This window comes from Halomonas getboli (assembly GCF_023094245.1).
In the GTDB taxonomy this organism is placed as follows: domain Bacteria; phylum Pseudomonadota; class Gammaproteobacteria; order Pseudomonadales; family Halomonadaceae; genus Halomonas; species Halomonas getboli.
Genome location: NZ_JALMEW010000012.1, coordinates 1 through 23,591, shown reverse-complemented (window position 1 = coordinate 23,591; position 23,591 = coordinate 1). Strand labels below are relative to the sequence as shown.

Annotated in this window: 23 protein-coding genes and 1 pseudogene; 7 read left to right on the top strand and 17 right to left on the bottom strand. The window is 69.4% G+C overall.

All coding sequences use genetic code 11. The features are described 5' to 3' along the window. Positions 1-58: 58 nt before the first annotated feature. The 6 genes from MYL53_RS16745 to MYL53_RS16720 form a co-directional block, all read right to left on the bottom strand. Positions 59-1,165 carry a TRAP transporter substrate-binding protein gene (locus MYL53_RS16745; RefSeq protein WP_247855214.1) on the bottom strand — a complete coding sequence of 369 codons (1,107 nt, stop codon included), beginning with the start codon at positions 1,163-1,165 and terminating at the stop codon, positions 59-61. Between the two features lie 182 nt (positions 1,166-1,347). Next, positions 1,348-2,751 (bottom strand): TRAP transporter large permease, encoded by a 1,404-nt coding sequence (locus MYL53_RS16740; RefSeq protein WP_247855213.1) that lies wholly within the window; start codon positions 2,749-2,751, stop codon positions 1,348-1,350. Next, a complete protein-coding gene (locus MYL53_RS16735; protein WP_247855212.1) occupies positions 2,751-3,311 on the bottom strand; it encodes a TRAP transporter small permease subunit in 561 nt (186 codons plus the stop codon). Before MYL53_RS16735 ends, MYL53_RS16740 begins: the two co-directional genes overlap by 1 nt. A gap of 141 nt (positions 3,312-3,452) precedes the next feature. Continuing rightward, on the bottom strand, positions 3,453-4,238 hold the full coding sequence (locus MYL53_RS16730; protein ID WP_247855211.1) for an endonuclease/exonuclease/phosphatase family protein: 786 nt from the start codon (positions 4,236-4,238) through the stop codon (positions 3,453-3,455). Position 4,239: 1 nt separating this feature from the next. Beyond that, positions 4,240-4,872: a thiol:disulfide interchange protein DsbA/DsbL gene (locus MYL53_RS16725; RefSeq protein ID WP_247855210.1), complete on the bottom strand. Its 633-nt coding sequence runs from the start codon at positions 4,870-4,872 to the stop codon at positions 4,240-4,242. Positions 4,873-4,987: 115 nt separating this feature from the next. Beyond that, entirely contained in the window at positions 4,988-5,608 is a 621-nt protein-coding gene (locus MYL53_RS16720) for a c-type cytochrome (RefSeq protein WP_247855209.1), read from the bottom strand. A gap of 176 nt (positions 5,609-5,784) precedes the next feature. Here MYL53_RS16720 and yihA point away from each other — a divergent pair, with 176 nt between their 5' ends. After that, positions 5,785-6,399 (top strand): ribosome biogenesis GTP-binding protein YihA/YsxC, encoded by a 615-nt coding sequence (gene yihA / locus MYL53_RS16715; protein ID WP_247855208.1) that lies wholly within the window; start codon positions 5,785-5,787, stop codon positions 6,397-6,399. Between the two features lie 146 nt (positions 6,400-6,545). On the opposite strand, the gene MYL53_RS16710 is transcribed toward yihA, so the two are convergent. The 7 genes and pseudogenes from MYL53_RS16710 to argH form a co-directional block, all read right to left on the bottom strand. Beyond that, the gene (locus MYL53_RS16710; protein ID WP_247855207.1) at positions 6,546-7,319 is read right to left on the bottom strand and encodes an HAD family hydrolase; all 774 of its coding nucleotides are present in this window, start codon (positions 7,317-7,319) and stop codon (positions 6,546-6,548) included. Then, the gene (locus MYL53_RS16705) at positions 7,316-8,236 is read right to left on the bottom strand and encodes a tyrosine recombinase XerC (RefSeq protein WP_247855206.1); all 921 of its coding nucleotides are present in this window, start codon (positions 8,234-8,236) and stop codon (positions 7,316-7,318) included. Before MYL53_RS16705 ends, MYL53_RS16710 begins: the two co-directional genes overlap by 4 nt. Continuing rightward, positions 8,229-8,948 (bottom strand): DUF484 family protein, encoded by a 720-nt coding sequence (locus tag MYL53_RS16700; RefSeq protein WP_247855205.1) that lies wholly within the window; start codon positions 8,946-8,948, stop codon positions 8,229-8,231. Before MYL53_RS16700 ends, MYL53_RS16705 begins: the two co-directional genes overlap by 8 nt. Before the next feature lie 43 nt (positions 8,949-8,991). Next, positions 8,992-9,825 (bottom strand): diaminopimelate epimerase, encoded by an 834-nt coding sequence (dapF, locus tag MYL53_RS16695; RefSeq protein WP_247855204.1) that lies wholly within the window; start codon positions 9,823-9,825, stop codon positions 8,992-8,994. Then, positions 9,825-11,105 (bottom strand): diaminopimelate decarboxylase, encoded by a 1,281-nt coding sequence (gene lysA, locus MYL53_RS16690; RefSeq protein ID WP_247855203.1) that lies wholly within the window; start codon positions 11,103-11,105, stop codon positions 9,825-9,827. The genes dapF and lysA overlap by 1 nt, the downstream gene beginning before the upstream one ends. Positions 11,106-11,209: 104 nt before the next feature. Next, positions 11,210-11,314, bottom strand: a pseudogene (gene lptM, locus MYL53_RS17380) (LPS translocon maturation chaperone LptM); the annotation flags it as partial. After that, positions 11,314-12,741, bottom strand: a complete 1,428-nt coding sequence (argH, locus tag MYL53_RS16680; RefSeq protein ID WP_247855201.1) for an argininosuccinate lyase — start codon at positions 12,739-12,741, stop codon at positions 11,314-11,316. The gene argH and the pseudogene lptM, both read right to left, overlap by 1 nt. Positions 12,742-13,032: 291 nt before the next feature. Between argH and hemC the strand changes: the two genes are divergently transcribed. From hemC to MYL53_RS16660, 4 genes are read left to right on the top strand one after another with little or no spacing between them, the layout of a single operon-like run. After that, positions 13,033-13,965 (top strand): hydroxymethylbilane synthase, encoded by a 933-nt coding sequence (hemC, locus tag MYL53_RS16675; protein WP_282103674.1) that lies wholly within the window; start codon positions 13,033-13,035, stop codon positions 13,963-13,965. Beyond that, positions 13,965-14,753 (top strand): uroporphyrinogen-III synthase, encoded by a 789-nt coding sequence (locus MYL53_RS16670; RefSeq protein ID WP_247855198.1) that lies wholly within the window; start codon positions 13,965-13,967, stop codon positions 14,751-14,753. The genes hemC and MYL53_RS16670 overlap by 1 nt, the downstream gene beginning before the upstream one ends. A 6-nt stretch (positions 14,754-14,759) precedes the next feature. Beyond that, positions 14,760-16,220: a uroporphyrinogen-III C-methyltransferase gene (locus MYL53_RS16665; RefSeq protein WP_247855196.1), complete on the top strand. Its 1,461-nt coding sequence runs from the start codon at positions 14,760-14,762 to the stop codon at positions 16,218-16,220. After that, entirely contained in the window at positions 16,217-17,473 is a 1,257-nt protein-coding gene (locus MYL53_RS16660; protein ID WP_247855194.1) for a heme biosynthesis HemY N-terminal domain-containing protein, read from the top strand. Before MYL53_RS16665 ends, MYL53_RS16660 begins: the two co-directional genes overlap by 4 nt. 179 nt (positions 17,474-17,652) lie before the next feature. Here MYL53_RS16660 and ybiO read toward each other — a convergent pair whose 3' ends face one another. After that, complete coding sequence (gene ybiO, locus MYL53_RS16655; RefSeq protein ID WP_247855193.1) at positions 17,653-19,959, bottom strand: mechanosensitive channel protein; 2,307 nt, start codon at positions 19,957-19,959, stop codon at positions 17,653-17,655. Between the two features lie 274 nt (positions 19,960-20,233). Between ybiO and crcB the strand changes: the two genes are divergently transcribed. Together crcB and MYL53_RS16645 are read left to right on the top strand one after the other, a co-directional pair. After that, positions 20,234-20,620 (top strand): fluoride efflux transporter CrcB, encoded by a 387-nt coding sequence (gene crcB / locus MYL53_RS16650; RefSeq protein WP_247855190.1) that lies wholly within the window; start codon positions 20,234-20,236, stop codon positions 20,618-20,620. After that, complete coding sequence (locus tag MYL53_RS16645; protein WP_247855188.1) at positions 20,617-21,006, top strand: fluoride efflux transporter FluC; 390 nt, start codon at positions 20,617-20,619, stop codon at positions 21,004-21,006. The genes crcB and MYL53_RS16645 overlap by 4 nt, the downstream gene beginning before the upstream one ends. A gap of 43 nt (positions 21,007-21,049) precedes the next feature. On the opposite strand, the gene pgi is transcribed toward MYL53_RS16645, so the two are convergent. From pgi to MYL53_RS16630, 3 genes are all read right to left on the bottom strand, one after another. Next, positions 21,050-22,717: a glucose-6-phosphate isomerase gene (gene pgi, locus MYL53_RS16640; RefSeq protein WP_247855186.1), complete on the bottom strand. Its 1,668-nt coding sequence runs from the start codon at positions 22,715-22,717 to the stop codon at positions 21,050-21,052. Between the two features lie 48 nt (positions 22,718-22,765). Beyond that, positions 22,766-23,242, bottom strand: a complete 477-nt coding sequence (locus tag MYL53_RS16635) for a methylglyoxal synthase (RefSeq protein WP_247855184.1) — start codon at positions 23,240-23,242, stop codon at positions 22,766-22,768. Continuing rightward, positions 23,235-23,591, bottom strand: a 357-nt coding sequence (locus tag MYL53_RS16630; RefSeq protein ID WP_282103671.1) for a pyruvate kinase alpha/beta domain-containing protein, incomplete at its 5' end; no start/stop codon positions are given. The genes MYL53_RS16635 and MYL53_RS16630, both read right to left, overlap by 8 nt.

The window sequence follows — 23,591 nt, the reverse complement described above, 5'->3', positions numbered from 1 at the left end:
TCCATGGCAAAAACCCCCGCTACGTCCTGTCCCCGGTGCCCCTATGCGGCTCCGAGCCTTATTCGGCGGCGGTGGTGGTGTCGCCTTCCGGGTTGCGGGCGTTGTAGTAGGCCTGCTCGGAGATGGCGTGGTAGTTCACGACCTTGTCCTGGAAATCGCGATAGGAGTCGTAGATCTTGCCGGCCATGTCGCTGGACTCGGCCAGCTCGGCGACCACGTCGGCGGAGATGCGCTTGGCCTCGGCCAGCACGTCGTCCGGCAGGCGGCGCAGCTCGACGTCGTGCTCGTTGACCAGGGTCTCCAGGGCGTCGTTGTTGCGCGCGGTGTACTCGTCGAGCACGTCCTGGTTCACGTCGCGGATGGCGGTGCGCAGGATCGCCTGGAGGTCGTCCGGCAGCGACTGCATGGCCTCGTCGTTGACGATCGCCTCGAACATCACCGTCGGCTCGTGCCAGCCCGGGTAGTAGTAGTAATCCGCGGCCTGGTAGAGGCCGAAGGCCAGGTCGTTGTAGGGGCCGATCCACTCGGTGGCGTCGATGGCGCCGGACTGCAGCGAGGTGAAGATCTCGCCCCCCGGCATGTTGACGATCGCCACGCCCATGCGGCTCATCACCTCGCCGCCGAGGCCCGGCATGCGCATCTTCAGGCCGTCCAGGTCGTCGACCGAGTTGATCTCCTTGTTGTACCAGCCGCCCATCTGCACGCCGGAGGCACCGGCGGCCATGACGTCGACGCCGAACGGCTCGTACAGCTCGTTCCACAGCTCCAGGCCGCCGCCGTAGTGCAGCCAGGCGTTCATCTCCTGGGCGTTCATGCCGAACGGCACGGCGGCGAAGAACTGCGCCGCCGGGGCCTTGCCCTTCCAGTAGTAGGAGGCGGAGTGGCCCATCTCGGCGGTGCCTTCGGACACGGCGTCGAAGACTTCGAAGCCGGGTACCAGCTGGCCGGCGCCGAACACCTCGATGGTCAGCCGGCCGTCGGACATCTCGTCGACCAGCTTGGCGAGGCGCTCGGGACCCTGGCCGACGCCGGGGAAGTTCTTGGGCCAGGAGGTCACCATCTTCCACTCGTAGGTGTCCTGGGCCTGGGCCTGGACGCCGACGAGCAGCAGGCCGGTGGCGGCGCCGGCGAGGGTAATGGCTTTGGCGAGTGACGTGCGTTGCATGCTTGCTCCCTTGATCTGTTATGGCGTTGTTGAACCGGGCTTTCCGGTAGGGCAGGGCTGCAGAAGGCTCGGCGCCGGGGCCGGGCCTTCGTGAGGAAGGACCTTGGTCGCTTCCGACACTGTAGCCGCCGGCGCCCCTGGACGATCCACGGGGCGCCAACGCTAGGCCGGGGGTGCCGCCGCTAGAACTGCTGCGGCAGCCAGGTGGCCAGTTGGGGGAAGAACGACAGCGCGATCAGCATGCCGAGCTGCAGGATGATGAAGGGCACGACGCCGCGGTAGATGGCCGAGGTCGGCACCGATTCCGGCGCCACCCCGCGCAGGTAGAAGAGCGCGAAGCCGAAGGGCGGCGTGAGGAACGAGGTCTGCAGGTTGATGGCGATCATGATCCCCAGCCATACCGGGTCGAGGCCCATGGCCAGCAGGATCGGGCCGACGATCGGCACCACCACGAAGGTGATCTCGATGAAGTCGAGGATGAAGCCGAGCAGGAAGATCACCAGCATCACGATCAGGGTGGCACCGACCACGCCGCCGGGCATGTTCTCGAACAGGTGGGTGACCAGCTCCTCGCCGCCGTAGGCGCGGAACACCAGCGAGAACAGCGCCGCACCAATCAGGATCAGGAACACCATGGTGGTGACGTCGACCGTCGAGCGCAGCACCTCCTTGAGGGTGGCCAGGTCCAGGCGGCGATAGGCCAGGGCCAGCACCAGCGCGCCGAAGGCGCCGACCGCCGAGGCCTCGGTGGGCGTGGCGAAGCCGCCGAGGATCGAGCCCAGCACGATCACGATCAGCACGATCGGCGGCACCAGCCCCTTGAGCAGCAGCATGCCCAGGCCGCCTTCGTGACCGAGCTCCGCCATCAGCTCCTGGCGATCCACGGCCGGAGCGGAGGACGGCTTGAGCCAGGCGGTGACGGCGACGTAGGCGACATAGAGCCCGACCAGGATCATGCCCGGTACCAGGGCGCCCATGAACAGGTCGCCCACCGAGACGGTCTTGGGGCTGAAGATGCCCATCGACAGCTGCGCCTGCTGGTAGGCGGAGGACAGCACGTCGCCCAGCAGCACCAGGGCGATGGACGGCGGAATGATCTGGCCCAGGGTGCCGGTGGCGCAGATGGTGCCGGTAGCCAGCGGCATGCTGTAGCCGCGCTTGAGCATGGTCGGCAGCGACATCAGGCCCATGGTGACCACGGTGGCGCCGACGATGCCGGTGGAGGCGGCCAGCAGCATGCCGACCACGGTCACCGAGATGCCGAGGCCGCCGCGCAGCGAACCGAACAACATGGCCATGGCCTCGAGCAGCGTCTCCGCCACCCGGGACTTCTCCAGCAATACCCCCATCAGCACGAACAGTGGCACCGCGAGCAGCGTCTGGTTGCTCATGATGCCGTAGAGGCGGTTGGGGAAGGCGGCCAGGTAGCCGCCGTCGAAGTTGGCGTCGATGCCCAGCGATTCCAGGCCGAAGCCCAGCCCGGCGAAGGCGAGGGCGGTGCCGGCCAGCGACAGCGCGACCGGATAGCCGAACATCAGGACGGTGCAGATCACGGCGAACAGCACCAGTGGCATGAACTCCAGCATCACAGGTGCTCCTCGTGGTGGTCGGGCACGTCGGCATCGGGATCGATGCGGCCGGTCAGGATGAACAGGTTGCGCGAGGCCTCGACCAGGCCCTGCAGGATCATCAGCCCGGCGAACACCGGGATCAGCGTCTTGAGCAGGAACACGCCGGGAATGCCGCCGGTGTCCGGCGAGCTCTCGAGGATCGCCCAGGACTTGCTCACGTAGCCCAGGCTGGACAGGATCACGAACGCCATGAAGGGCAGCAGCAGGAACAGCGTGCCCAGCAGGTCGACCAGCGCCTTGCGCTTCGCCGTCATGGCCCGATAGAAGATGTCCACCCGCACGTGTCCGCCGTGGCGCAGGGTGTAGCCGGCGGCGAGCATGAACACCGTGGCGTGCATGTACATCACCGATTCCTGCATGGGGATGCTGTTGATGCTGAAGGCATAGCGCAGCACCACGATCAGGAACTGGACCAGCATCATCAGCAGGATCAGCCAGGAGAGGCTACGGCCGAGCCACTCGGAAAAGCGGTCGAGCCGGGCCAGGAGGCTCGGTAGCTCGTGGGTGGGAGGCATGGGTAATCGCTCGAGGTTGCAATGATGTCGAGATATTAGCGCCGTGCGTTGAAACGGCCCAGCCGACTATACGGGAATTCGTCAACGCCTGTCGGCATGCCGGGTGGGACATTGGTCTTACCCCTGAGGGGGTTCAGGGCCTCAGGGGTGGAACAGGCTGGCGCGGCAGGCCTCGGGCAGGCGGATCTCGATCGCCACCGGCAGGTGGTCGGAGAACAGGTGGTCCAGCACCTCGACGCGATCGGCCTCCAGCGAATCGGAGAGCAGGATGTGGTCCAGGGCCCGGCGCGGCTGCCAGGAGGGATAGCTGAGCGGCGGGCGCACCGGATGCAGCGGCAGCGCCTCGCGGAAGCGCGAGTGGGCGTGGATCTGGTCCGGCGTGCAGTTGAGATCGCCCATCACCACCACGTGGCGCAGCGGCTGGACCAGCTCGCTGAGGTAGTCGAGCTGGCGCACGCGACCGCGATGGCTCAGCGCCAGGTGGGCGACGAACACGTGCAGGGCGTCGGGACCCTCGCCGAAGCGGGCATGGATGGCCCCGCGGCCGGGCAGGGTGCCGGGCAGGCGATGCTCCTCGATGCGCGATGGCGTCAGCTTGGCCAGCAGGCCGTTGCTGTGCTGGGCGACGCGCCCGAGGTTGCGGTTGAGCTGCTGGTAGTGGTGCGGGAAGCCGGCGTGGGCGGCCAGGTAGTCGACCTGGTTGACGTGGCCGGAGCGAAAGCTGCCGCCGTCCACCTCCTGCAGGCCGACGATGTCGAAGTCGCGGAGCACCTCGCACATGGCGTCGAGGCGCTCGCTGCGCCGCGGGTGAGGCAGCAGGTGCTGCCAGCCGCGGGTCAGATAGTGATGGTAGGCCGAGGTCTGGATGCCTACCTGCAGATTGAAGGTCAGCAGCTTCAGAGGCGTGTCCTCGGCCTGGTGGCTCATGTTATTCGGCCCGCTCCTCGCGCACCTGATCGACCAGGGCACCGGCGATCTGGGGCATGTTGTCGAGGCTGCCGGCGCTGCTCGGCGTCACCACGAAGCGGCCGTCGACGATCAGCGCCGGCACGCCCATCAGCTGCATGTTGCGCATCCGCGCATGGGCCCGGTTGACCTCGGACTTGACGCCAAAGGAGTGCAGGGCGTCGAGGGCCTCCTGCTTGGTGACGCCGTACTGGCTGAAGAAGGCCGCGATCTCGTCGTCGTCGGTCAGCTGAGCGCCCTTCTCGTGAATGGCGTCGAAGAAGTCGCTGTGCATCGCCTGCTGGATGCCCAGCGCCTTGGCGGCGTAGAAGGCCGTGGCGTGGCGATTCCAGGCGCCCCCCATGGTGGCCGGCATGCGCTGGAACTCGACGTCGTCGGGCAGCTCGGCGACCCAGGCGTTGAGCGTGTCTTCCAGGGCATAGCAGTGCGGGCAGCCGTACCAGAAGGCCTCGGTGACCTCGATCTTGTCGTCGGCGACCTGGGTGTGCACCGGCTCGTCGAGCACGGTGTAATCCTGGCCGGCGACCAGATCGGCGGCGGAGGCGAGGGTGGACAGGCCGAGGCCGGCCACGGCGACCATCAATGTCTTGAACATGCGGGGAGTCTCTCCTTGAAGTGAGGTGTTCGGTACGCCGCCATCCGGAAACGGCGTTCGCGGCCTTGGAGTCTTCGCCGGGTCCCGGGGTTCCCGGCGATGCCGAAGGCGGGGCTCAGTGCAGGCCGTGCACGTAGTTGGCCACCGCTTCCATGTCGCGGTCGCTCATCTTGGCGGCGATGTCGCGCATGATGGCGTTGGGGTCGTTGGCGCGTTCGCCGGCGGCGAAGGCCTGCAGCGTGGTGACGACATAGTCGCGCTGCTGGCCCGACAGGGCCGGATAGCCGGCGCTGCCGATGCCGGCGCCGGTCGGGGTGTGGCAGGCGGCGCAGGCCGGAATGCCCTGCTCCAGATCGCCGGCGTGATACAGTTCGCGGCCGCGCTCGACCAGGGCGGGATCGGGATCGGCCTGTCCCAGCGCCGGTTCCATGGCGGCGAAGTGGGCGGCCACGTCCCAGGCGTCCTGGTCGGAGAAGTCGTCCACCTGGCCGGCCATCTGTGGCACCTGACGCTTGCCGTCGCGGATGTCCATGATCTGCTTGGCCAGATAGGACGCCTGCTGGCCGGCCAGATTGGGAAAGGCCGGCGTGATGCCGACGCCCTGCTGGCCGTGGCAGGCGGCGCAGGCCGCGGCCTTTTGCTGGCCGGCGGCGGCGTCGGCATCCGCCAGGGAGGCGGCATGGGCGCCGCCGATGGCGAGAAGGGGGAGGGCCAGGCTGGCCAGTAGCTTTCTCATCGCGAATCCACACTGCCGTTTGTTGTTGAGCGGGCGGGGCCGCCTGTCGCTGGCGTTGGGCGCACGGTGTATACTGCCGTCTCCGGCCGCAGGCAAAATCGACTGCAGTATAAAGGAACACCGGTATCGCGGAAATGCAACCCGCGGCGCCCTTGATCGACGTCAGGAACCCCGCCATGTCGCGCCTCAACTACCAGGCCGCCCGCTTCATCACCAGCGCCCCGACCCTGGCGAAATGCCCGGCCGACGGCGGCGCCGAGGTCGCCTTCGCCGGCCGCTCCAACGCCGGCAAGTCCAGCGCCATCAATGCCCTGACCCGCCAGAAGGCGCTGGCGCGCACCTCCAAGACCCCGGGCCGGACCCAGCTGATCAACTTCTTCTCGCTGGACGAGGGCGACGCGCTGCGCCTGGTCGACCTGCCGGGCTACGGTTACGCCAAGGTCCCCGAACAGGTGAAACGCGAGTGGCAGCACCACCTGGCCGACTACCTGCGCCGGCGCGCCTCGCTGCGCGGCCTGGTGCTGTTGATGGACGTGCGCCATCCGCTCACCGAGTTCGACCAGACCCTGCTCGGCTGGGCCGACGAGGCCGACATGCCGGTGCTCATCCTGCTGACCAAGGCCGACAAGCTGAAGCGCGGCGCGGCCAAGAACGCCCTGCAGCAGGTGCGCTCGCGGCTGCGCGAGTGGGAGGACCTGGTGACCGTGCAGCTGTTCTCGGCGCTCAAGAAAGAGGGCATCGAGGAGGTGCATCAGCGCCTCGACGACTGGCTGCTCTCCGAACCCCGGTAAAAACGGACTGCGCTCGTCCAGGCGGCGTTAACCGCCGCCTTAGCATGCTCATTGACTGCTCGTAAACTCCGCTTCTGCGGCGTCGGTTGCCTAGCCTGGCCGTCGCTCGCCGTGTTTTTCCTCGGGGTTCCCGTTTCCCACGCGGATCATTCCTTACCCAGCCTCTCTAGCAGCGCCGGCAGCTCGCGGATATGCGAGAGCCGGTGCACGCCCGCCGGCATCGCCTCGCCGTGGGGCGTATCGCCGGCGATCCAGGCCGCCTGCATGCCCAGCCGCACCGCCGGCAGGATGTCCTCCTGCCAGGAATCGCCGATATGCATCGCCCGCTCGGGCGTGGTGCCCAGCTTGGCCAGCGTCATCAAAAAGCAGCGCGGATCCGGCTTGGGCGCGTGCATCTCGCCGGCGGCGATCGAGACCTCGAAGTGGCGCGACAGCGGCAGCCGGTGGAAGGCCAGATTGCCGTTGGTGATCGAGGCCAGCCGGTAGCGCCGACGCAGGTCCTCGAGCATCGGTTCGACTTCCGGATAGGGCGAGACGCGCAGGCGCAGGCCGTGAAACTGCTCCATGGCCGCCAGCGCCCACATCCAGGCCGCCGAACGCGGCAGGCCGAAGTCTTCCAGCAGCGCGCGCAGCGCCTGCTCGCGAATCCAGGTGAAGTCGCCGCGGCGCAGCGGATGGCGCTCGGCCAGCTCGCGCCGGCGGCGCTGGTAGGCCTCGATCGGCTGCCGCTCGGCGAAGCGGCCCAGTGCGTGCTCGCCGCGTGCGGCGAGCCACTCGGCGAGGGACTCGTCGAGCCAGGCGTAGTGGCCCTCCTCGGTCAGGGCCATCACGCCCTGGTTGTCCCACAAGGTGTCGTCGAGGTCGAAGGTCAGGGCCTGGAGGGGGCGCTGGCCGTGGGGATGGAGAGGGCGTGGCGTCATGGGGAAGTGTCGCTGTCGTCGGGGCGGCGTCGCGCCCGGGGGTGTGCCGCGTCGTACCCGGCGGCCAGGTGCTGCCAGTCCAGCCGGGTGTAGACCTGAGTGGTGGACAGGTGGGCATGGCCCAGGAGTTCCTGGACCGCGCGCAGGTCCTGGCTGGATTCGAGCAGGTGGCTGGCGAAGGAGTGGCGCAGCCGGTGCGGATGCAGGTGTTCGTCGAGGCCGCGCCGGCGGGCCAGCTGGGCCAGGCGCTGCTGGATCGCCCGGTGGCCGAGGCGCCCGCCGCGGGCGCCGACGAACAGCGCGCTCTCGCCGTCGCCGGCCAGGGCGCCGCGGACGCCTAGCCAGGCGTCCAGCGCCTGGCGAGCGCGTGCGCCCACCGGCACCTGGCGCGGCTTGCCGCCCTTGCCCAGCACCCGCACCCGCTGGGGCTGGAGGTCGGTCAGGTCGAGGGCGGCCAGCTCGGCCAGGCGCAGGCCGCTGGAATAGAACAGCTCGAGCATGGCCTGGTCGCGCACCGCCAGCGGCGAGCCGTCGTGGGGCGTATCGAGGAAGCGCGCCAGGGCGTCCACGTCCACCGGGCGCGGCAGGTCCTTGGGTGCCCTGGGCGTGCGCACCAGCTCGGTCGGATTGTGGGCCAGCCGACCGTCGCGCCGCAGCCATTCGGCGAAGCGCGCCACCGCCGCGCGGCGTCGGGCCAGGCTGCGCGGCGCCAGGCCGCCGGCCCGCTCGCCGCCGAGGAAGCGGCGCATCAGGGCCACGTCCAGCGCGCCGCCGTCGTCCACGCCCTGGGCGTCGAGAAAGGCGGTGAGCGCCGCCAGGTCCTGGCGATAGGCGCTCACCGTGGCCGGGCTCGCCGTGCGGGCGAGCTCGGCGAGGCAGGCCTCGACCTGGCGCGTCAGCGGCGTGGTGTCAGCCATGGCGGGCGGGGGCCAGCCGCACCAGCAGCCGCGCGACCACGTCGGCGACGTATTCGGTGAACAGGGTGTCCATGCTGGCGCGGAAGTGGTCCGGGTCGGGGCTGGCCAGCACCAGGTAGCCCATGGGCTCGCCCAGGGTCAGCCGCGCCAGGGCGCAGGAGCCGGCCTTGTCGGGCGCCGGGGCGTGGGGCAGCAGGCGCTTCCAGTCGGTGGGCGTGAGCCGCGCGCAGCGGCTGGCCCGACCGTCGAGCAGGGCATTGAGACGCTGGGCCGCATGGTCGTCGAGCACCTGGCGTGGCGCCTGGGGCGGGCTCGGCTCGTCGTCGGTCAGCGCGGCCGGGCACCACAGCGCCAGCGTCGGGGTCTGGAAGCGCTCGCTGAACTGGGTCGCCAGCGCCTGGCCGAGGGCGTCGCCGTCCTCGGCCTCGAGCAGCGCCAGCACCAGCTCGCGGGTGCGGCGGTACTGGGCCTCGTTGTGCCGCGCCGACTCGAGCAGCTGCTCGAGGCGCCATTCGGACTGTTCGGCGCGGCCGCGCAGGTCGTGCACCAGACGCTCCAACAGCGAGGTGGCGCCCCGGGCCTCGGGATGCGGCACCCGCAGCTGTTGCAGCAGCCCCTCGCGGCCGACGAAGAAGTCGGGATGGCGGGCCAGCCACTGGGCGACGACGTCGGGGTCCAGGGTCTTGCGCGGCTCGGGGGCGGCTTGGCTCATGGGCGATCTCTCCTCTGCGTTGGGCGCGCGGTGTTGTCGGTCTTTATGCCAGGGGTACGCGTCCCTCGAAGACCCGCGTGGCGGGTCCGGTCATGGTCAGGTGGGCGTCGTCGCCGGGCCAGGCGATCTCGAGATCGCCGCCGGGCAGGTGCACGGTGACCGGGCTCTCGAGCCAGCCCAGGCGGATGCCGGTGGCCACCGCCGCGCAGGCGCCGGTGCCGCAGGCCAGGGTCTCGCCGCTGCCGCGTTCAAAGACGCGCAGGCGAATCTCATGCGGCGACACGACCTGCATGAAGCCGGCATTGACCCGTCTCGGAAAGCGCGGGTGATGCTCGATGGCTGGGCCCAGGCGCGCTACCGGCGCGCTGTCGATGTCGTCGACCCGCAGCACCGCGTGGGGGTTGCCCATCGACACCACGCCGACCTTGAGGGACTCGCCCTCGACGGTGAGTGCGTGCAGTGGGCGGTCCTCGTCGGCCTCGAACGGCAGCGCCTCGGGCGCGAAACGCGGGGTGCCCATGTCGACGCGAACCCGTTCGTCTTCCTCGACCACCAGGGTCAGGGGGCCGCCGGCGGTCTCGACGCGAATCTCGTGCTTGTGGGTGAGGCGCTGGTCACGCACGAAGCGGGCGAAGCAGCGGGCGCCGTTGCCGCAGTTCTCCACCTCGCTGCCGTCGGCGTTGTAGATCCGGTAGCGGAAATCCATGTCCGGATCGCGCGGCGGCTCGACCACCAGCAGCTGGTCGAAGCCGATGCCGAAGCGGCGATCGGCCAGGGCGCGGATCTGCTCGTCGCGCAGCCGCGCCCGCTGGCTGATCAGGTCGACCACCATGAAGTCATTGCCGAGCCCGTGCATCTTGGTGAACTGCAGCAGCATCAGGGCGTCTCCGCGCTGTCGTCCGGCAGTACCGCCTCGCCGGCCCACAGGTCCTCGAGCCGCTCGCGGCGGCGCACCAGGTGGGCGCGATCGCCGTCGACCATCACCTCGGCCGGGCGCGGGCGGCTGTTGTAGTTGGAGGCCATGACGAAGCCGTAGGCGCCGGCAGAGCGCACCGCCAGCAGGTCACCCGGGGCGATGGCGAGCTCGCGGTCCTTGCCGAGGAAGTCGCCGGTCTCGCACACCGGGCCGACCACGTCGTAGGTGTCGCTGGCGCGTTCGCCGGTGGTGTCGACGGCGAGGATCGCCTGCCAGGCCTGGTACAGCGAGGGCCGGATCAGGTCGTTCATGGCCGCATCGACGATGGCGAAGTTCTTGGTCTCGCCGGGCTTGAGGAACTCGACGCGGGTCAGCAGCACGCCGGCGTTGGCGGCGATCGAGCGGCCCGGCTCGAACAGCAGCGTCAGACGCTCGCTGCCCGGCCAGCGCGACAGTCGCTCGAGCAGCGCGGTGGCGTAGTCGAACGGCTGGGGCGGACGCTCGTCCTGGTAGGTCACGCCGAGGCCGCCGCCGAGGTCGAGGTGCTCGATCTCGATGCCGTCCTCGCGCAGCTTCTCGAGCAGCACCAGCAGCCGGTCGAGGGCGTCGAGGAAGGGCGTGGTGTCGGTGAGCTGGGAGCCGATATGGCAGTCCAGCCCGGCGACGCGGACGTGCTCCATGGCCGCGGCCCGACGGTAGACCTCATGGGCCTCGTCGACCGGGATGCCGAACTTGTTGTCCTTCAGCCCGGTGGAGATGTAGGGATGGGTGCCGGCGTCGACGTCAGGATTGACGCGCAGCGAGACCGGGGCGACCTTGCCCATGCCGCGGGCCACGGCGTTGAGCCGCTCGAGCTCGGCCCGGGACTCGACGTTGAAGCACTTGATGCCCACCGAGAGCGCGCGCTCGAGCTCGTTCTCTTCCTTGGCCACGCCGGAGAACACGATCCTGGCCGGGTCGCCGCCGGCCACCAGCACCCGTTCCAGCTCGCCCACCGAGACGATGTCGAAGCCGGCGCCGAGGCGGGCCAGCAGGTTCAGCACCGCCAGATTGGAGTTGGCCTTCACCGCGTAGCAGATCAGGTGCGGGTGGCTGCCCAAGGCCTCGGTGTAGGCGCGGAAGTGGCGCGCCAGGGTGGCCTTGGAGTAGACGTAGCAGGGCGTGCCGAACTCCTCGGCCAGCTGCGGCAGCGGCACGTCTTCCGCGTACAGGACGCCGTCGCGATATTCGAAATGGTCCATCAGTCTTCCTCGGCGCTGCGGGTGTCGTCGGCGTTGGCGTCGTTGCCTTGGGAATCGTCGTTGTCCTGGGTGTCGGCATCCTGCTGGGCGCTCTGGGGCGCGTAGCGCTCCGCCGCGGCCTCGTCGCCGGGCAGGTAGAGCGGACCCTTCTGGCCGCAGCCGGCCAGCAGGGCGAGCGTCAGCAGGGCGAGGGGAGCGAGGCGGCGCATCAGCCTTCGCCTCCCGGGGCTCCCAGCGCGGCCAGGGCCTCGCGGGCGCGCTGGGCGGCGGCGCGCACCTGGTCCGGGGCGGTGCCGCCGATGTGGTTGCGCGCGGCCACCGAGCCCTCGAGGGTCAGCACCTCGAACACGTCCTGCTCGATCACGTCGGAGAACTGGCGCAGCTCCTCGAGGCTCATGTCGGACAGGTCCTTGCCCTCGCGCAGGCCGTAGGCCACGGACTGGCCGACGATCTCGTGGGCGTCGCGGAAGGCCACGCCGCGGCACACCAGGTAGTCCGCCAGGTCGGTGGCGGTGGAGAAGCCCTTGCGCGCGGCCTCGCGCATGCTGTCGGCCTTGGCCTCGATGGCCGGCACCATGTCGGCGAACGCCTTGAGGCAGTCCTGCACGGTGGTCAGGGCGTCGAACAGCGGCTCCTTGTCCTCCTGGTTGTCCTTGTTGTAGGCCAGCGGCTGGGACTTCATCAGCGTCAGCATGCCCATCAGGTGGCCGTAGACGCGGCCGGTCTTGCCGCGCACCAGCTCCGGCACGTCCGGGTTCTTCTTCTGCGGCATGATCGAGGAGCCGGTGCAGAAGCGGTCGGGCAGGTCGATGAAGTCGAACTGGGCGCTGGTCCACAGCACCAGCTCCTCGCTCATGCGCGACAGGTGCATCAGCAGGGTGCTGGCGAAGGCGGTGAACTCGATGGCGAAGTCGCGATCGCTGACGGCGTCGAGGCTGTTCTCGGCCGGGCGGTCGAAGCCCAGCAGCTCGGCGGTCACGTGGCGGTCGATCGGGTAGGTGGTGCCGGCCAGGGCGGCGGCGCCCAGCGGCAGCACGTTGACCCGCTTGCGGCAGTCGAGCAGGCGCTCGTGGTCGCGGGACAGCATCTCCTGCCAGGCCAGCAGATGGTGACCGAAGGTCACCGGCTGGGCGGTCTGCAGGTGGGTGAAGCCGGGCATGATGGTGTCGGCCTCGCGCTCGGCCAGCGCGATCAGGCCCTGGCGCAGGCGGGAGAGCTCGGCGGCCACGGTGTCGATCTCGTCGCGCAGGAACAGGCGGATGTCGGTGGCCACCTGGTCGTTGCGTGAGCGGCCGGTGTGCAGCTTCTTGCCGGTGATGCCGATCTTGTCGGTGAGCCGCGCCTCGATGTTCATGTGCACGTCCTCGAGCGCCACCGACCACTCGAAGGTGCCGGCCTCGATCTCCGCCTGGACCTCGTCGAGGCCTGCCAGGATGGCGTCGCGCTCGTCCTCGGTCAGCACGCCGACCCGCGCCAGCATGGTGGCGTGGGCGCGAGAGCCCTGGATGTCGTGGTGGGCCAGGCGCCGGTCGAAGTCGACCGAGGCGGTGAAGCGGGCGACGAAGGCGTCGGTGGGCTCGCTGAAGCGGCCGCCCCAGGACTGGTTGGTGCTGTCGTTCGTCGGGGTTTGGCTCATCGGGCTGACATCCTGCATGACGGTAAGAGGGAGGCGGCGAGCGGCGGGCCGTGCCGGCTTGACATGGCGGAAAGTGTACCAGAGTCCACGGGCCAGGCGAGGGGCATGGCGGCCTGCTCGGCGGCGCCTTCGGCGTGCCGCCGGGCGACCGTTCGCGGCAGCGCCCGGGGGGGCTGCGTTTTTCCTGGCCTGTCGGGTACTTTATGATGAAGGCATATCAGAGATCACCGGGCGCCCGCGCGAAGGCGCCGGCGCAATGAAACCGGGACGGAGAAAACGCCTGTGCAAGCCATGACAACGCTGCGTATCGCCACTCGCAAGAGCCAGCTGGCCCTGTGGCAGGCCGAACACGTGCGTGATCGCCTGATGGCGACGCATCCCGGCCTCGAGGTGGAGCTGGTGCCGATGTCCACCCGCGGCGATCAGATCCTCGACACGCCGCTGGCCAAGGTCGGCGGCAAGGGGCTGTTCGTCAAGGAGCTGGAGGAGGCGATGCTCGACGGTCGCGCCGACATCGCCGTGCACTCCATGAAGGATGTGCCGATGCACTTCCCCGAGAGCCTGGGGCTGTCGGTGATCCTGGCGGGGGCCGAGCCCACCGACGCCTTCGTCTCCAACCACTATGCCTCGCTGGACGAGCTGCCCGAGGGGGCCCGCGTCGGCACTTCCAGCCTGCGCCGCGGGCTGCAGGTGCGCGAGGCGCGCCCCGACCTCGAGGTGTTGAGCCTGCGCGGCAACGTCCAGACCCGCCTCGGCAAGCTCGACGACGGCGAGTTCGAGGCCATCCTGCTGGCCACCTCGGGCCTCAAGCGCCTGGGGCTCGGCGAGCGCATCACCATGGAACTGCCGCCGGAGGTCTGCCTGCCGGCTTGCGGTCAGGGGGCGCTGGGCATCGAGTGCCGCATGCATGACGCCGAGCTGATCTCGCTGCTGGCACCGCTCGACGACCCGGCCACGGCCACTCGGGTGCGCGCCGAACGCGCCATGAACACCCGTCTCGAGGGCGGCTGCCAGGTGCCGATCGGTGGCCATGCCGTGTTCGAGGATGACGGCCAGACCCTGTGGCTGCGTGCCCTGGTCGGCAATCCCGAGGGCACCGAAGTGCTGCGCGCCGAGGGCCGCGGCTCGATCCACGAGCCGGAAGCGCTGGGCATCCGCGTCGCCGAGGAGCTGCTGGAGATGGGTGCCGGCGACATTCTCGCCGAGGTCTACGGCGCCGGCTGATGGCGAACGCGCCGGTGCTGATCTGCCGTCCCGGCCCGCGGGCCGCGGCGCTGGCCGAGGCCATCGCCGCGCGTGGCTACGTCGTCGAGCGCGGCGAGGTCATGGCCCTCGAGCCGCTGCCGGAGAGCCAGGCGCATCGCAATGCCTGGCTCGATTTCGATCGGTTCCGGCGGGTGGTGGTGGTCAGCCCCTTCGCCGCCGAGTGCCTGGCCGAGGCCTTGGATCGCTACTGGCCGCAGCTGCCGGTGGGCATCGACTACTATGCCGTGGGCGCGGCCACCGCCGAGGTGCTGCATCGCGAGCTGGGCGTGCGCGTGCATCTGCCGCCTGCCGGTGACGGCGACACCAGCGAGGCGCTGCTCGGCCTGGGGTCGCTACAGCGCCTCGACGAGCAGCCCGTGCTGCTGGCGGCGGGCGAGGGTGGCCGGGCGCTGCTCGGCGATACCCTCGCCGCTCGCGGCGCCCAGCTGACCCGGCTGGCGCTCTACCGCCGCCGCCTGCTCGACCCCGACGCCGCCTTCCGGCGCCGGCTCGCCAGCGGTGACTATCGGGCGCTGGTGGCCTCCAGCGGAGAAATCCTCGAACATCTGGCAAGATGGTGCTCGCGCGCCGCCTTGCACCAACCGCTAATCGTGTCCAGTACCCGGTTGGCTACACTGGCCGGCACGCTGGGGTTTCGTCGCCCCGTGGTGGCGGCGGGGGCCACGCCCGCCGCGCTGGCGAAGGCCGTGGCCGAGGAAGACCCGGAGAGGGCCGATGTCGATCATGACGATCTCGAAAAGGGCTAGCGACAGATGAGCAAGCAACACAACGATCAGGACGAACAACAGACGCCCTCCGGCGCCGGGAATGACGCCGACTCGTCGCCCCAGGTCGAGGCCGAGGCGAGCCAGGGCGGCAACACTTCCTCGTCGCGGCGTTCCCGGCGGCGTGGCAAGGGCGGCGCCCAGCAGTCGGCCAGGGATTCGGCGTCTACCTCCCAGGCCGACGGCAAGTCGGCGTCGGCAGACGCGAACAAGGCCTCGTCCGACGGCAAGCGCAGCGACGCGACCGCCGCGTCGAGTGCCGCCAAGCCCGAAACGAATAAACCCGCTGCCAGCAAGTCCGATGCGACCAGCGGCGCCGGCAAGGGCGGCGCCAGGCCCTCCCAGGGCAAGACGACGCCCACCGGCGCTGCGGCTGGCCAGGGCGGCAAGGGAGCCGGTGGCGATGAAGGCGCGTCCGGCGGCAAGCGGGGCGGCAAGTCCGGCGCCGTGGCGCTGGGGCTGGTGATCCTGCTCGGCGTCGGCGGCGCCTACTTCGGCTGGCAGGTCTGGCAGCGCCTCGACGCCCAGCAGCAGAGCCTGGCCGCGCTGCCCGAGCAGCCCGCCAGCCAAGGCGCGCTGGACGACCTGGCCGCGCAGCTGGAAAGCGGCCAGAGCGAGCGCGAAGCCGCCATCGGTGACCTGCGTAGCGAGTTCTCCGACTATCGCGGCAACGTCGATGACGCCCTCGACCGGGTCCTCGAGCAGCTGTCCCGCGAGCAGAAGACCGATTCGCGCGACTGGCTCCATGCCGAGGCCGCCTACCTGCTGCGCCTGGCCAACCAGCGCCTGCAGCTGGAGCGCGACGTCGAGGGCTCGGCGGCGCTGCTGCGCACCGCCGATGCCCGACTGCGCGATGCCGACAACCCGGCACTGCTGCCGGTGCGCCGCGAGATCGCCTCCGAGCTGGCGGCGCTGGACGCCGTGCCGCGGATCGACCGCACCGGCCTCTACCTGGCGCTCAACGCCGAGCAGGAACAGATCGCCGGCCTGCCGCTGGCCCAGGACATCGACCAGATCGCCGCCAACTCCACCATCGAGGAGGCGCCGAGCGGCACCTGGAAGCAGCAGCTGGCCCGTTTCGGCAGCGAGCTCAAGGACCTGGTCACGGTGCGCAAGCATGACGAGGCCCTGGAGGCGCTGATCTCGCCGGAGCAGGAATCCTACCTGCGCCAGAGCGTGCGGCTGATCCTCGAGCAGGCGCAGCTGGCGCTGCTCAAGGAGGAGCAGGAGCTCTTTGATGCCAGCCTGGACAAGGCGCTGACCCTGCTCCGCGGCTACTACGACACCGACAATGACGGCGTGAAGTCGGTCATGTCGCGTCTCGAGGAGCTCAAGGGCCGCAACATCCACCCCGAGCTGCCGGACATCAGCGGCTCCCAGCAGGCCATGGCCGAGTTCATCGACAATCGCCACGAGGGCGGTGGCAGCGCCTCGGGGGGTGAATCATGAGAAAGCTGATCCTGCTCATCGTCGTCGGGCTCGCGGTCGGGGCCCTGTTCGGCCAGCTGATGATGTCGGTGCCCGGCTACTGGCTGGTGCGCGTCGGCGACACCTCCTATCAGACCTCCTTCTGGTTCGGCCTGGTGCTGCTGCTGGCCGCCTTCATCGTGCTGCACTTCGCGCTGCGCCTGCTGATGCGCCTGTCGCGGCCGGTGTCGCGCTTCAAGGTGTGGAACAGCCGCTCGCGCAACCGCACCGCCATGAAGCGCACCGTGCGCGGCCTGGTGGCGCTGGCCGAGGGCCGCTGGAAGCGCGCCGAGAAGTCGCTGGTCAAGGCCGCCGACGATTCCAGCACACCGCTGGTCAACTACCTCTCCGCGGCGCTGGCGGCCCACTACCAGGGCCGCTACGAGCAGGCCGACACCCTGCTCAAGCGCGCGCATCTCAGCACCGAGGGCGCCGACACCGCGGTGGGCATGATGCAGGCCCAGCTGATGCTGGACCGCCAGCAGTACGAGGAGGCTCTGGCCATCCTCACCCGCCTGGATCGCCATCTGCCCAACCATCCACAGGTGCTCAAGCAGCTTAAGCAGGCCTACATCAGCCTCAGCGACTGGGACGGCCTGCGCCGCCTGCTGCCGCGGCTGGGCGCCCAGCAGCTGATTTCCAGCGAGGAACGCGAGCAGCTCGAGCTGCAGGCCTATCGCGAGCTGATCACCCGTGAGGCCCGCCAGCCGGGCGACATCGAGCGGGTACGCAACCTGTGGGCCGACATGCCCGAGGAGCTGCGCAACAAGGTCGAGCTGATCGTGCTCTACGCCGAGGCGCTGGTGCGCGGCAACGAGCAGGGCATCGCCGAGCGCCTGCTGCGTCACTCGCTCAAGGAGCAGTGGGACAGCCGCTTGGTACTCCGCTACGGTCTGCTCGAGGTGGATGCCGCCCGCCAGCTGGTGGTGGCCGAGAAGTGGCTGCAGGAGCGGCCCAATGACCCGGATCTGCTGCTGACCCTGGGGCGCCTGTCGCTGCGCAACGCCTACTGGGGCAAGGCCCAGGAGTACTTCGAGGCCAGTCAGCGCCAGCGCCCGAGCGGCGTGGTGTGCGCCGAGCTGGCGCGGCTCTATGCCAACCTGGGCGAGCACAACAAGAGCCAGCTCTACTATCGCCGCAGCGTCGAGCTGCTCGACAAGTCGCTGCCCTCGCTGCCTCAGCCCACCGAGCCCGAGGATACCCTGGCGCGCAACGGCGCCCGTCAGGCCTCCTGAGCGAGCACATCCGCGCCCGCCGGCGCCCGGCGGGCCAGTCAACCAGAGAGCAGGAAACAAGAGAAGGGGCTGCCGATCGGCAGCCCCTTCTTCGTGGTGCGTTCCGCCGTCTGTCAGGGAGCGTGGCGGAGGGCATGGGGAAACCCGGGCGGCATCCGCGGACGCCGCCCGGGCACGGCTCAGCTGCCGTCGTCCTGGTTGTGGACCTCCCGGGCGGCGCCGGTATCGGCCGGGCCGAAGTGGGCGTCCTGCTGACGATGCTCGTCGGATCCGGCGGCCTGCTTGTCGAGGATGCGCAGGTTGGCCGGCGGCGCGCTGCCGTCCTTGTTCTCCCCGAAGTAGAGCGTGGTGTGCGGGAAGGGAATCTCGATGCCGGCGGCGTCGAAGTGCAGCTTGACCAGCCGGTTGTAGGCGCGGCCCACGGCCCACTGGTCGCCCGGGGTGGTCATCAGGCGCACGCGGATGTTGACCGAGCTGTCGGCCAGCGCGATGACCCCGGCCACTTCCAGCGGCTCCAGCAGCTTGGCCTTCTGCTCCTCGTCGTTGGCGAGGTCGTCGAAGGCGTCGCGCAGGGCCTGGATCGCCTGGTCGATGTCCTCGCGGTAGGCGATGCCGTACTCGCCGACGTGGTAGGCGAAGTCGCGCATGTAGTTGGAGACGGTGTCGACGCTGGAGAAGGGCACGATGTGGTAGGTGCCGGAGAGGTCGCGGATGCCCACCGAGCGGATGCTCAGCTTCTCGGCCACCCCGGTGACCCCGCCCACCGTGATCACGTCGCCGGTGTTCATGGCGTTCTCGATCTGAATGAAGACCCCGGTGATGATGTCCTGCACCAGCTTCTGGGCGCCGAAGCCGATGGCCAGGCCCAGCACCCCGGCGCCGGCGATCAGCGGGCCGATGTTGATGCCGATCTCGGACAGCACGATCATCGCCGTCAGCGTGATCAGGGCGATGGCCAGGGCGTTGCGGAACAGCGCCAGCAGGGTCTGGGTCCGGGCCGAGGGCATGCCGCCGCCGGTCTCGGGGTTCAGCTTGTGCTCGATCAGGCTGGCCAGCCCCAGCCAGGCGCCGGCGGCTACTGCCAGGATCACGAACACGCTGACCAGCTTGCCGACCAGGCTGCGGCCGGCTTCGGAGGCGTACCAGGCGGCGAGGTCGAAGGCGCCCCAGGCGTTCAGCACCAGCATCACCACCACGATCAGGATCACGGCGCGCACGACCCGCAGCGCGGTGGGCACGTAGCTGTTGAGCCGCGCCTCCAGCAGCGGCAGCTTGCGACGCAGATCGTCGTTGAGGCGAATGCGGCGGCCGATGGTCTGGGTCAGGAAGGACGAGATCAGCATGCCCGCCAGCACGGTCACCAGCGTCTTGAGCGTGGCCAGCAGCACGAAGGGCAGGGCGGTCTCGGGGCGGGTCAGGGTCAGCACCAGCACCACCGTGAAGTAGGCCAGCGCGAACAGGTGCCAGGTGCGGGCGAACAGCTGCAGCGAGACCCGGCTGGCGGTCATGGTGGTCTGCCCGGCCTTGTGGTTCAGGGCCTGGCGCAGGGGCTGGCGATTGCGCAGCACCACGGCCAGGGCGTAGACGTAGGCGCCGAGCATGATCAGGGTGCCCACGGCGCTGCCCAGCGACGGCGACAGGTAGACGTTGACCAGCGGCACCCCCACCATCAGGCCGTAGCCGGCCAGGCCGATCAGGCGGGCGATCCAGCGGTTCCAGTAGCGCGCGCTGTCGGCCCCGATGGGCAGCAGCCGCAGCCCCTCGTAGTGCGAGGCGAACAGCATCCGCACCGCGGCCTTGAGCAGCTCGATGACCAGGAAGGCGTTGAGGAACAGCGAGGCGCGGGTGGAGAGTTCGCCGCTCTCGCCCACCGCGAAGGTGGCGACCAGATTGCCGCCGACGTAGGCCAGGGCCACCACCAGGGCATCGATCAGCGCCGCGACGCCGACGCACAGCACCAGCCGCAGCAGCGGCTGCAGGCCCTGGCCGTTCAGCGACCACTGGCTGAGGCGGGTGAAGAGCGGTCGGGCGAGTCGGCGGATGACGACGAACAGCACGAAGGTCGCCAGGATGACCATGCCGAGGTTGATGGCGGCGCTGGTGAAGGCGGCCATGTCGAAGCCGCTGTCGTCACCCAGGCCGCCCTCGAACAGGCTGACCAGGGTATCGGCCGCGCGGCCGATCTGTCCGCCCAGCTCATCGACGACGTGGCTGGTGGCGTTGGCCAGCTGGCGCGGCAGCGAGGGCTCGCTGGCGACCTCCTTGGCCGCCTCGGTGGCGGCATCGGCCGGCGCCTGGGCCTGGGCGCGCAGCTGGTCGATCAGCTGCTGGCGCGTCTCGGGATTCTCCAGCAGGCTGGCCAGGGTGGCGTTGGCCGCCTGCTGGCCGTCGGGGTTCTGCTGTGCCTGCAGCGGGCCCGAGACCAGCAGCAGACAGGCCAGGAGCCAGCCGCTGAGCAGATAGAGGGTTCGTCTGGGGAGCGTCACGCGATGGGCCTCCTTGTCGTGGCGTGGGTGTGAGGCATGGTAATAGTCGGCATCTTCCCAGTCTGGGGGAAAGGCGTCGAGTCTCGAGCGTCCTACAATGGTGTACGAGAGTTGTACATATGTCGAAGTCTATGTCATCTTTGTTTTCAAGCCTCCACGGCGATATTCCCTGCAAGGCAAGCATGCCCCCTGCGCCACCCTCCTCGGGTGGCGTTTTTTTGTCGGCTTCCCCCGGCTTCGTTAGCATGTTGGCGAATTCATGCGGAGACGGATCATGAGCGGCGGCATCGTCGGCCTGGGGCTGGTGGCAGTGGGAGGAGCGCTGGGTGGTATGGCGCGCCTGGCGGTAGGCGACCTGGCGGCGCGCTGGCTGGGGCGCGGTTTCCCCTGGGGCACCCTGGTGGTGAACGTGCTGGGCTGCCTGGCGATCGGCGCCCTGGCGCCGGCACTGGGCTGGCCGCTGACGGCGTCGCCGGCCTGGTCGCTGTTGGCAGTCGGCGGGCTCGGCGGCTTCACCACGGTGTCGTCCTTCAGCCTGCAGACCCTGACCCTGTGGCAGGAGGGCCGCACTGGCCCGGCCGCGGCCAACGTGCTGATTACCCTGATGGCCGGCGTGGCCGCTGCAGCGCTGGGCTGGTGGCTGGCCGGAGGTGGCGCATGACGGGCTGGCGCAGCTACCTGGCGGTGGGGCTCGGCAGCGGACTGGGGGCGCTGTCGCGTCATCTGGTGGGGCTCGGCGTGATGCAGGCGCTGGGCAGCGCCTTCCTGTGGGGCACCCTGGCGGTCAATCTGGTCGGCTCCTGGCTGATCGCCACCTTCGCCGCCCGGGCGGCGCACCGCATCACCGGCCATGCCGCCCGCTGGCAGCCCTTTCTGGTGGCCGGCTTCTGCGGCGGCTTCACCACCTTCTCGCTGTTCGGCCTGGAGACGCTCTATCTGCTGGAGACGTCGCGCCCCGGGCTGGCGCTGGCCTATGGCGTCGGCAGCGTGCCGCTGTGGCTCGCCGCTGCCTGGTGGGGGCAGAGGGTCGGACGCGGCGCATTATAGGCGCCCGACCCCGCGCCTGAGGGCATAGGCGCTCCTTCTAGCATCAGCTCGAGGTCTTGCTGCGCTTGGGTTTCGGTTCCGGCTTGGCCTTGGGCGCCTCGCCGTTGCCGGCCTGGCGCTTCTGGCTCGGGAAGTGCTCTCGCACCAGCGTCAGCAGGCCCTGGGTGGAGCCGTCGAAGTCCTGGCTGTTTTCGTCGATGCGCTCGCTGATCTCGCCGGCGATGCGCTTGCCGAGCTGCACGCCCCACTGGTCGAAGGAGTTGATGTTCCAGATCACCCCCTGGACGAACACCTTGTGCTCGTACAGGGCGATCAGGGCGCCGAGGTTCTTCGGCGTCAGCTCGTCGAGCAGCAGGGTGCTGGAGGGGCGGTTGCCCGGGCAGCTGTAGGGGTCCAGGTCGCTGCCCTTCTGGCTGCCTTCCATGAAGGCGTTGGCCTGGGCCAGCATGTTGGTCAGCAGCGCGAAGTGGTGATCCTCCATGCCGGGCTCGGGCTTGAGCGAGGCGATGAAGTCGATCGGCACGTAGCGGGTGCCCTGGTGCAGCAGCTGGAAGAAGGCGTGTTGGCCGTTGGAGCCGGTCTGGCCCCAGACGATCGGCCCGGTCTTGTAGTCGACCGGGTGGCCGAAGATGTCCACCGACTTGCCGTTGGACTCCATGTCGAGCTGCTGCAGGAAGGACGGCAACTGATGCAGCGCCTGGTCGTAGGGCACGATGGCGTGGGTCTCGGCGCCGGTGAAATTGATGTACCAGATCCCGATCAGCGCCATCAGTACCGGCATGTTGGCGGCGTTGGGCGCGGTCAGGAAGTGCTGGTCCATCTCGTAGGCGCCCTCGAGCATCTCCATGAAGCCCTCGAAGCCCACGGCCAGCGCGATCGGCAGGCCGATCGACGACCACATGGAATAGCGTCCGCCGACCCAGGCCCAGAACTCGAAGACGTTCTCTTCGCGGATGCCGAATTCCATGGCCGCCTTGCGGTTGGTGGAGGCGGCGACGAAGTGCGCGCCCACGTCGGCGTCCTCGCCGGCCTGCTCCAGGAACCAGCGACGCGCGGTCTTGGCGTTGAGCAGCGTCTCCTGGGTGGAGAAGGTCTTGGTCGAGACGATGAACAGCGTGGTGGCCGGGTCGAGCCCGCTGAGCACCTTCTGGATGTGGGCGCCGTCGACGTTGGAAACGAAGTGGAAGTTGAGCTCCGGATGGCGGTACTTGAGCAGCGCCCGGCAGGCCATGTTGGGCCCCAGATCGGAGCCGCCGATGCCGATGTTGACCACGTCCTTGATGCGCTCGCCGCTGTAGCCCTTCCACTCGCCGCTGCGTACCGCCTCGGAGAAGCGCTTGATCTGCTCGCGGGTGCGCTGGATCTCCGGCATCACGTCCTCGCCGTCGACCATCAGCGGACCCTCGCCGACGTTGCGCAGCGCGGTGTGCAGCACCGGACGATTCTCGGTGACGTTGATGATGTCGCCGGAGAACATCTGGGCGCGGCGCTGGACCAGCGCCGAGTGGTCGACCAGTTCGAGCAGCTTCTCCAGCACCGCCTCGGAAATGTGATGCTTGGAGTAGTCGAGGAACAGGCCGCCGACGCGCAGGCTCATCTTGTCGAAGCGCTTCGGGTCGGCGGTGAAGTAGTCGGCGATGCGGTCGCTGGCGGTGTCGTCATGCAGACGCTTCAGGGCCTGCCAGGTGACGCTGCGGGTGAGCTGAAACATGCAAGGTGTCCTCGTTGGGGCTTTCTTTATGTCTTCTTGTCGTGGCGCTCAGTCGGCGCGCGCCGAGATCCAGCCGCCGGCATCGGGGATATCGATCTCGACGTCGCGGCCGAGCAGGGGCGAGCTGAGCAGGAAGTCCGCGCTAGCGGGATTGCAGGCCACCGGGACGTTCCACAGCGCGGCCAGGCGCAGCAGCGCCTTGACGTCGGGATCGTGGGGCTGGGGCGCGAAGGGGTCCCAGAAGAAGATCAGCAGGTCGAGGCCCTGCTCGGCAATGCGTGCGCCGATCTGCTGATCGCCGCCCAGCGGGCCGCTCATCAGCGGCTCGATCTCGAGCCCCAGCTGCCGGGCGAGCCGGGTCGCGGTGGTGCCGGTGCCGACCAGCGCGTGGCGGCTCAGGGTGTCCTGCCAGCGCTCGGCCCAGGCCATCATCTCCGGCTTCTTGCCGTCATGGGCGATCAAGGCGATGCGCTTGCGCGCCGGCAGGGTGCGGCGGATGTCCCGCCGCGGGCGTGTCTCACTCATGCTGGGCTTCCACCTTGATGATGCGCAGGGTATTGGTGCCGCCATGGGCGTTCATGTGGTCGCCGCGAGTGAGGATGACGTGATCCCCGGGAACCGCGATGCCCTTGGCCACCACTCGATCCAGGGCGCGGTCGTTGAGCTCGTCGGCCGACATCTCGCTGGTGTCGAAGGGCAGCGAGATGACTCCACGATACAACGCCATGCGCCGCTGGGCGACGGGGCTGTGTGCCAGGCCGACGATCGGCAGCCCGGAGCGGATGCGCGAGGCGATCAGCGGGGTGTAGCCGGTGGAGGTCATGCAGGCGATGGCGGCCACGCCCTCGAGGTGGTTGGCGGCGTACATCGCCGA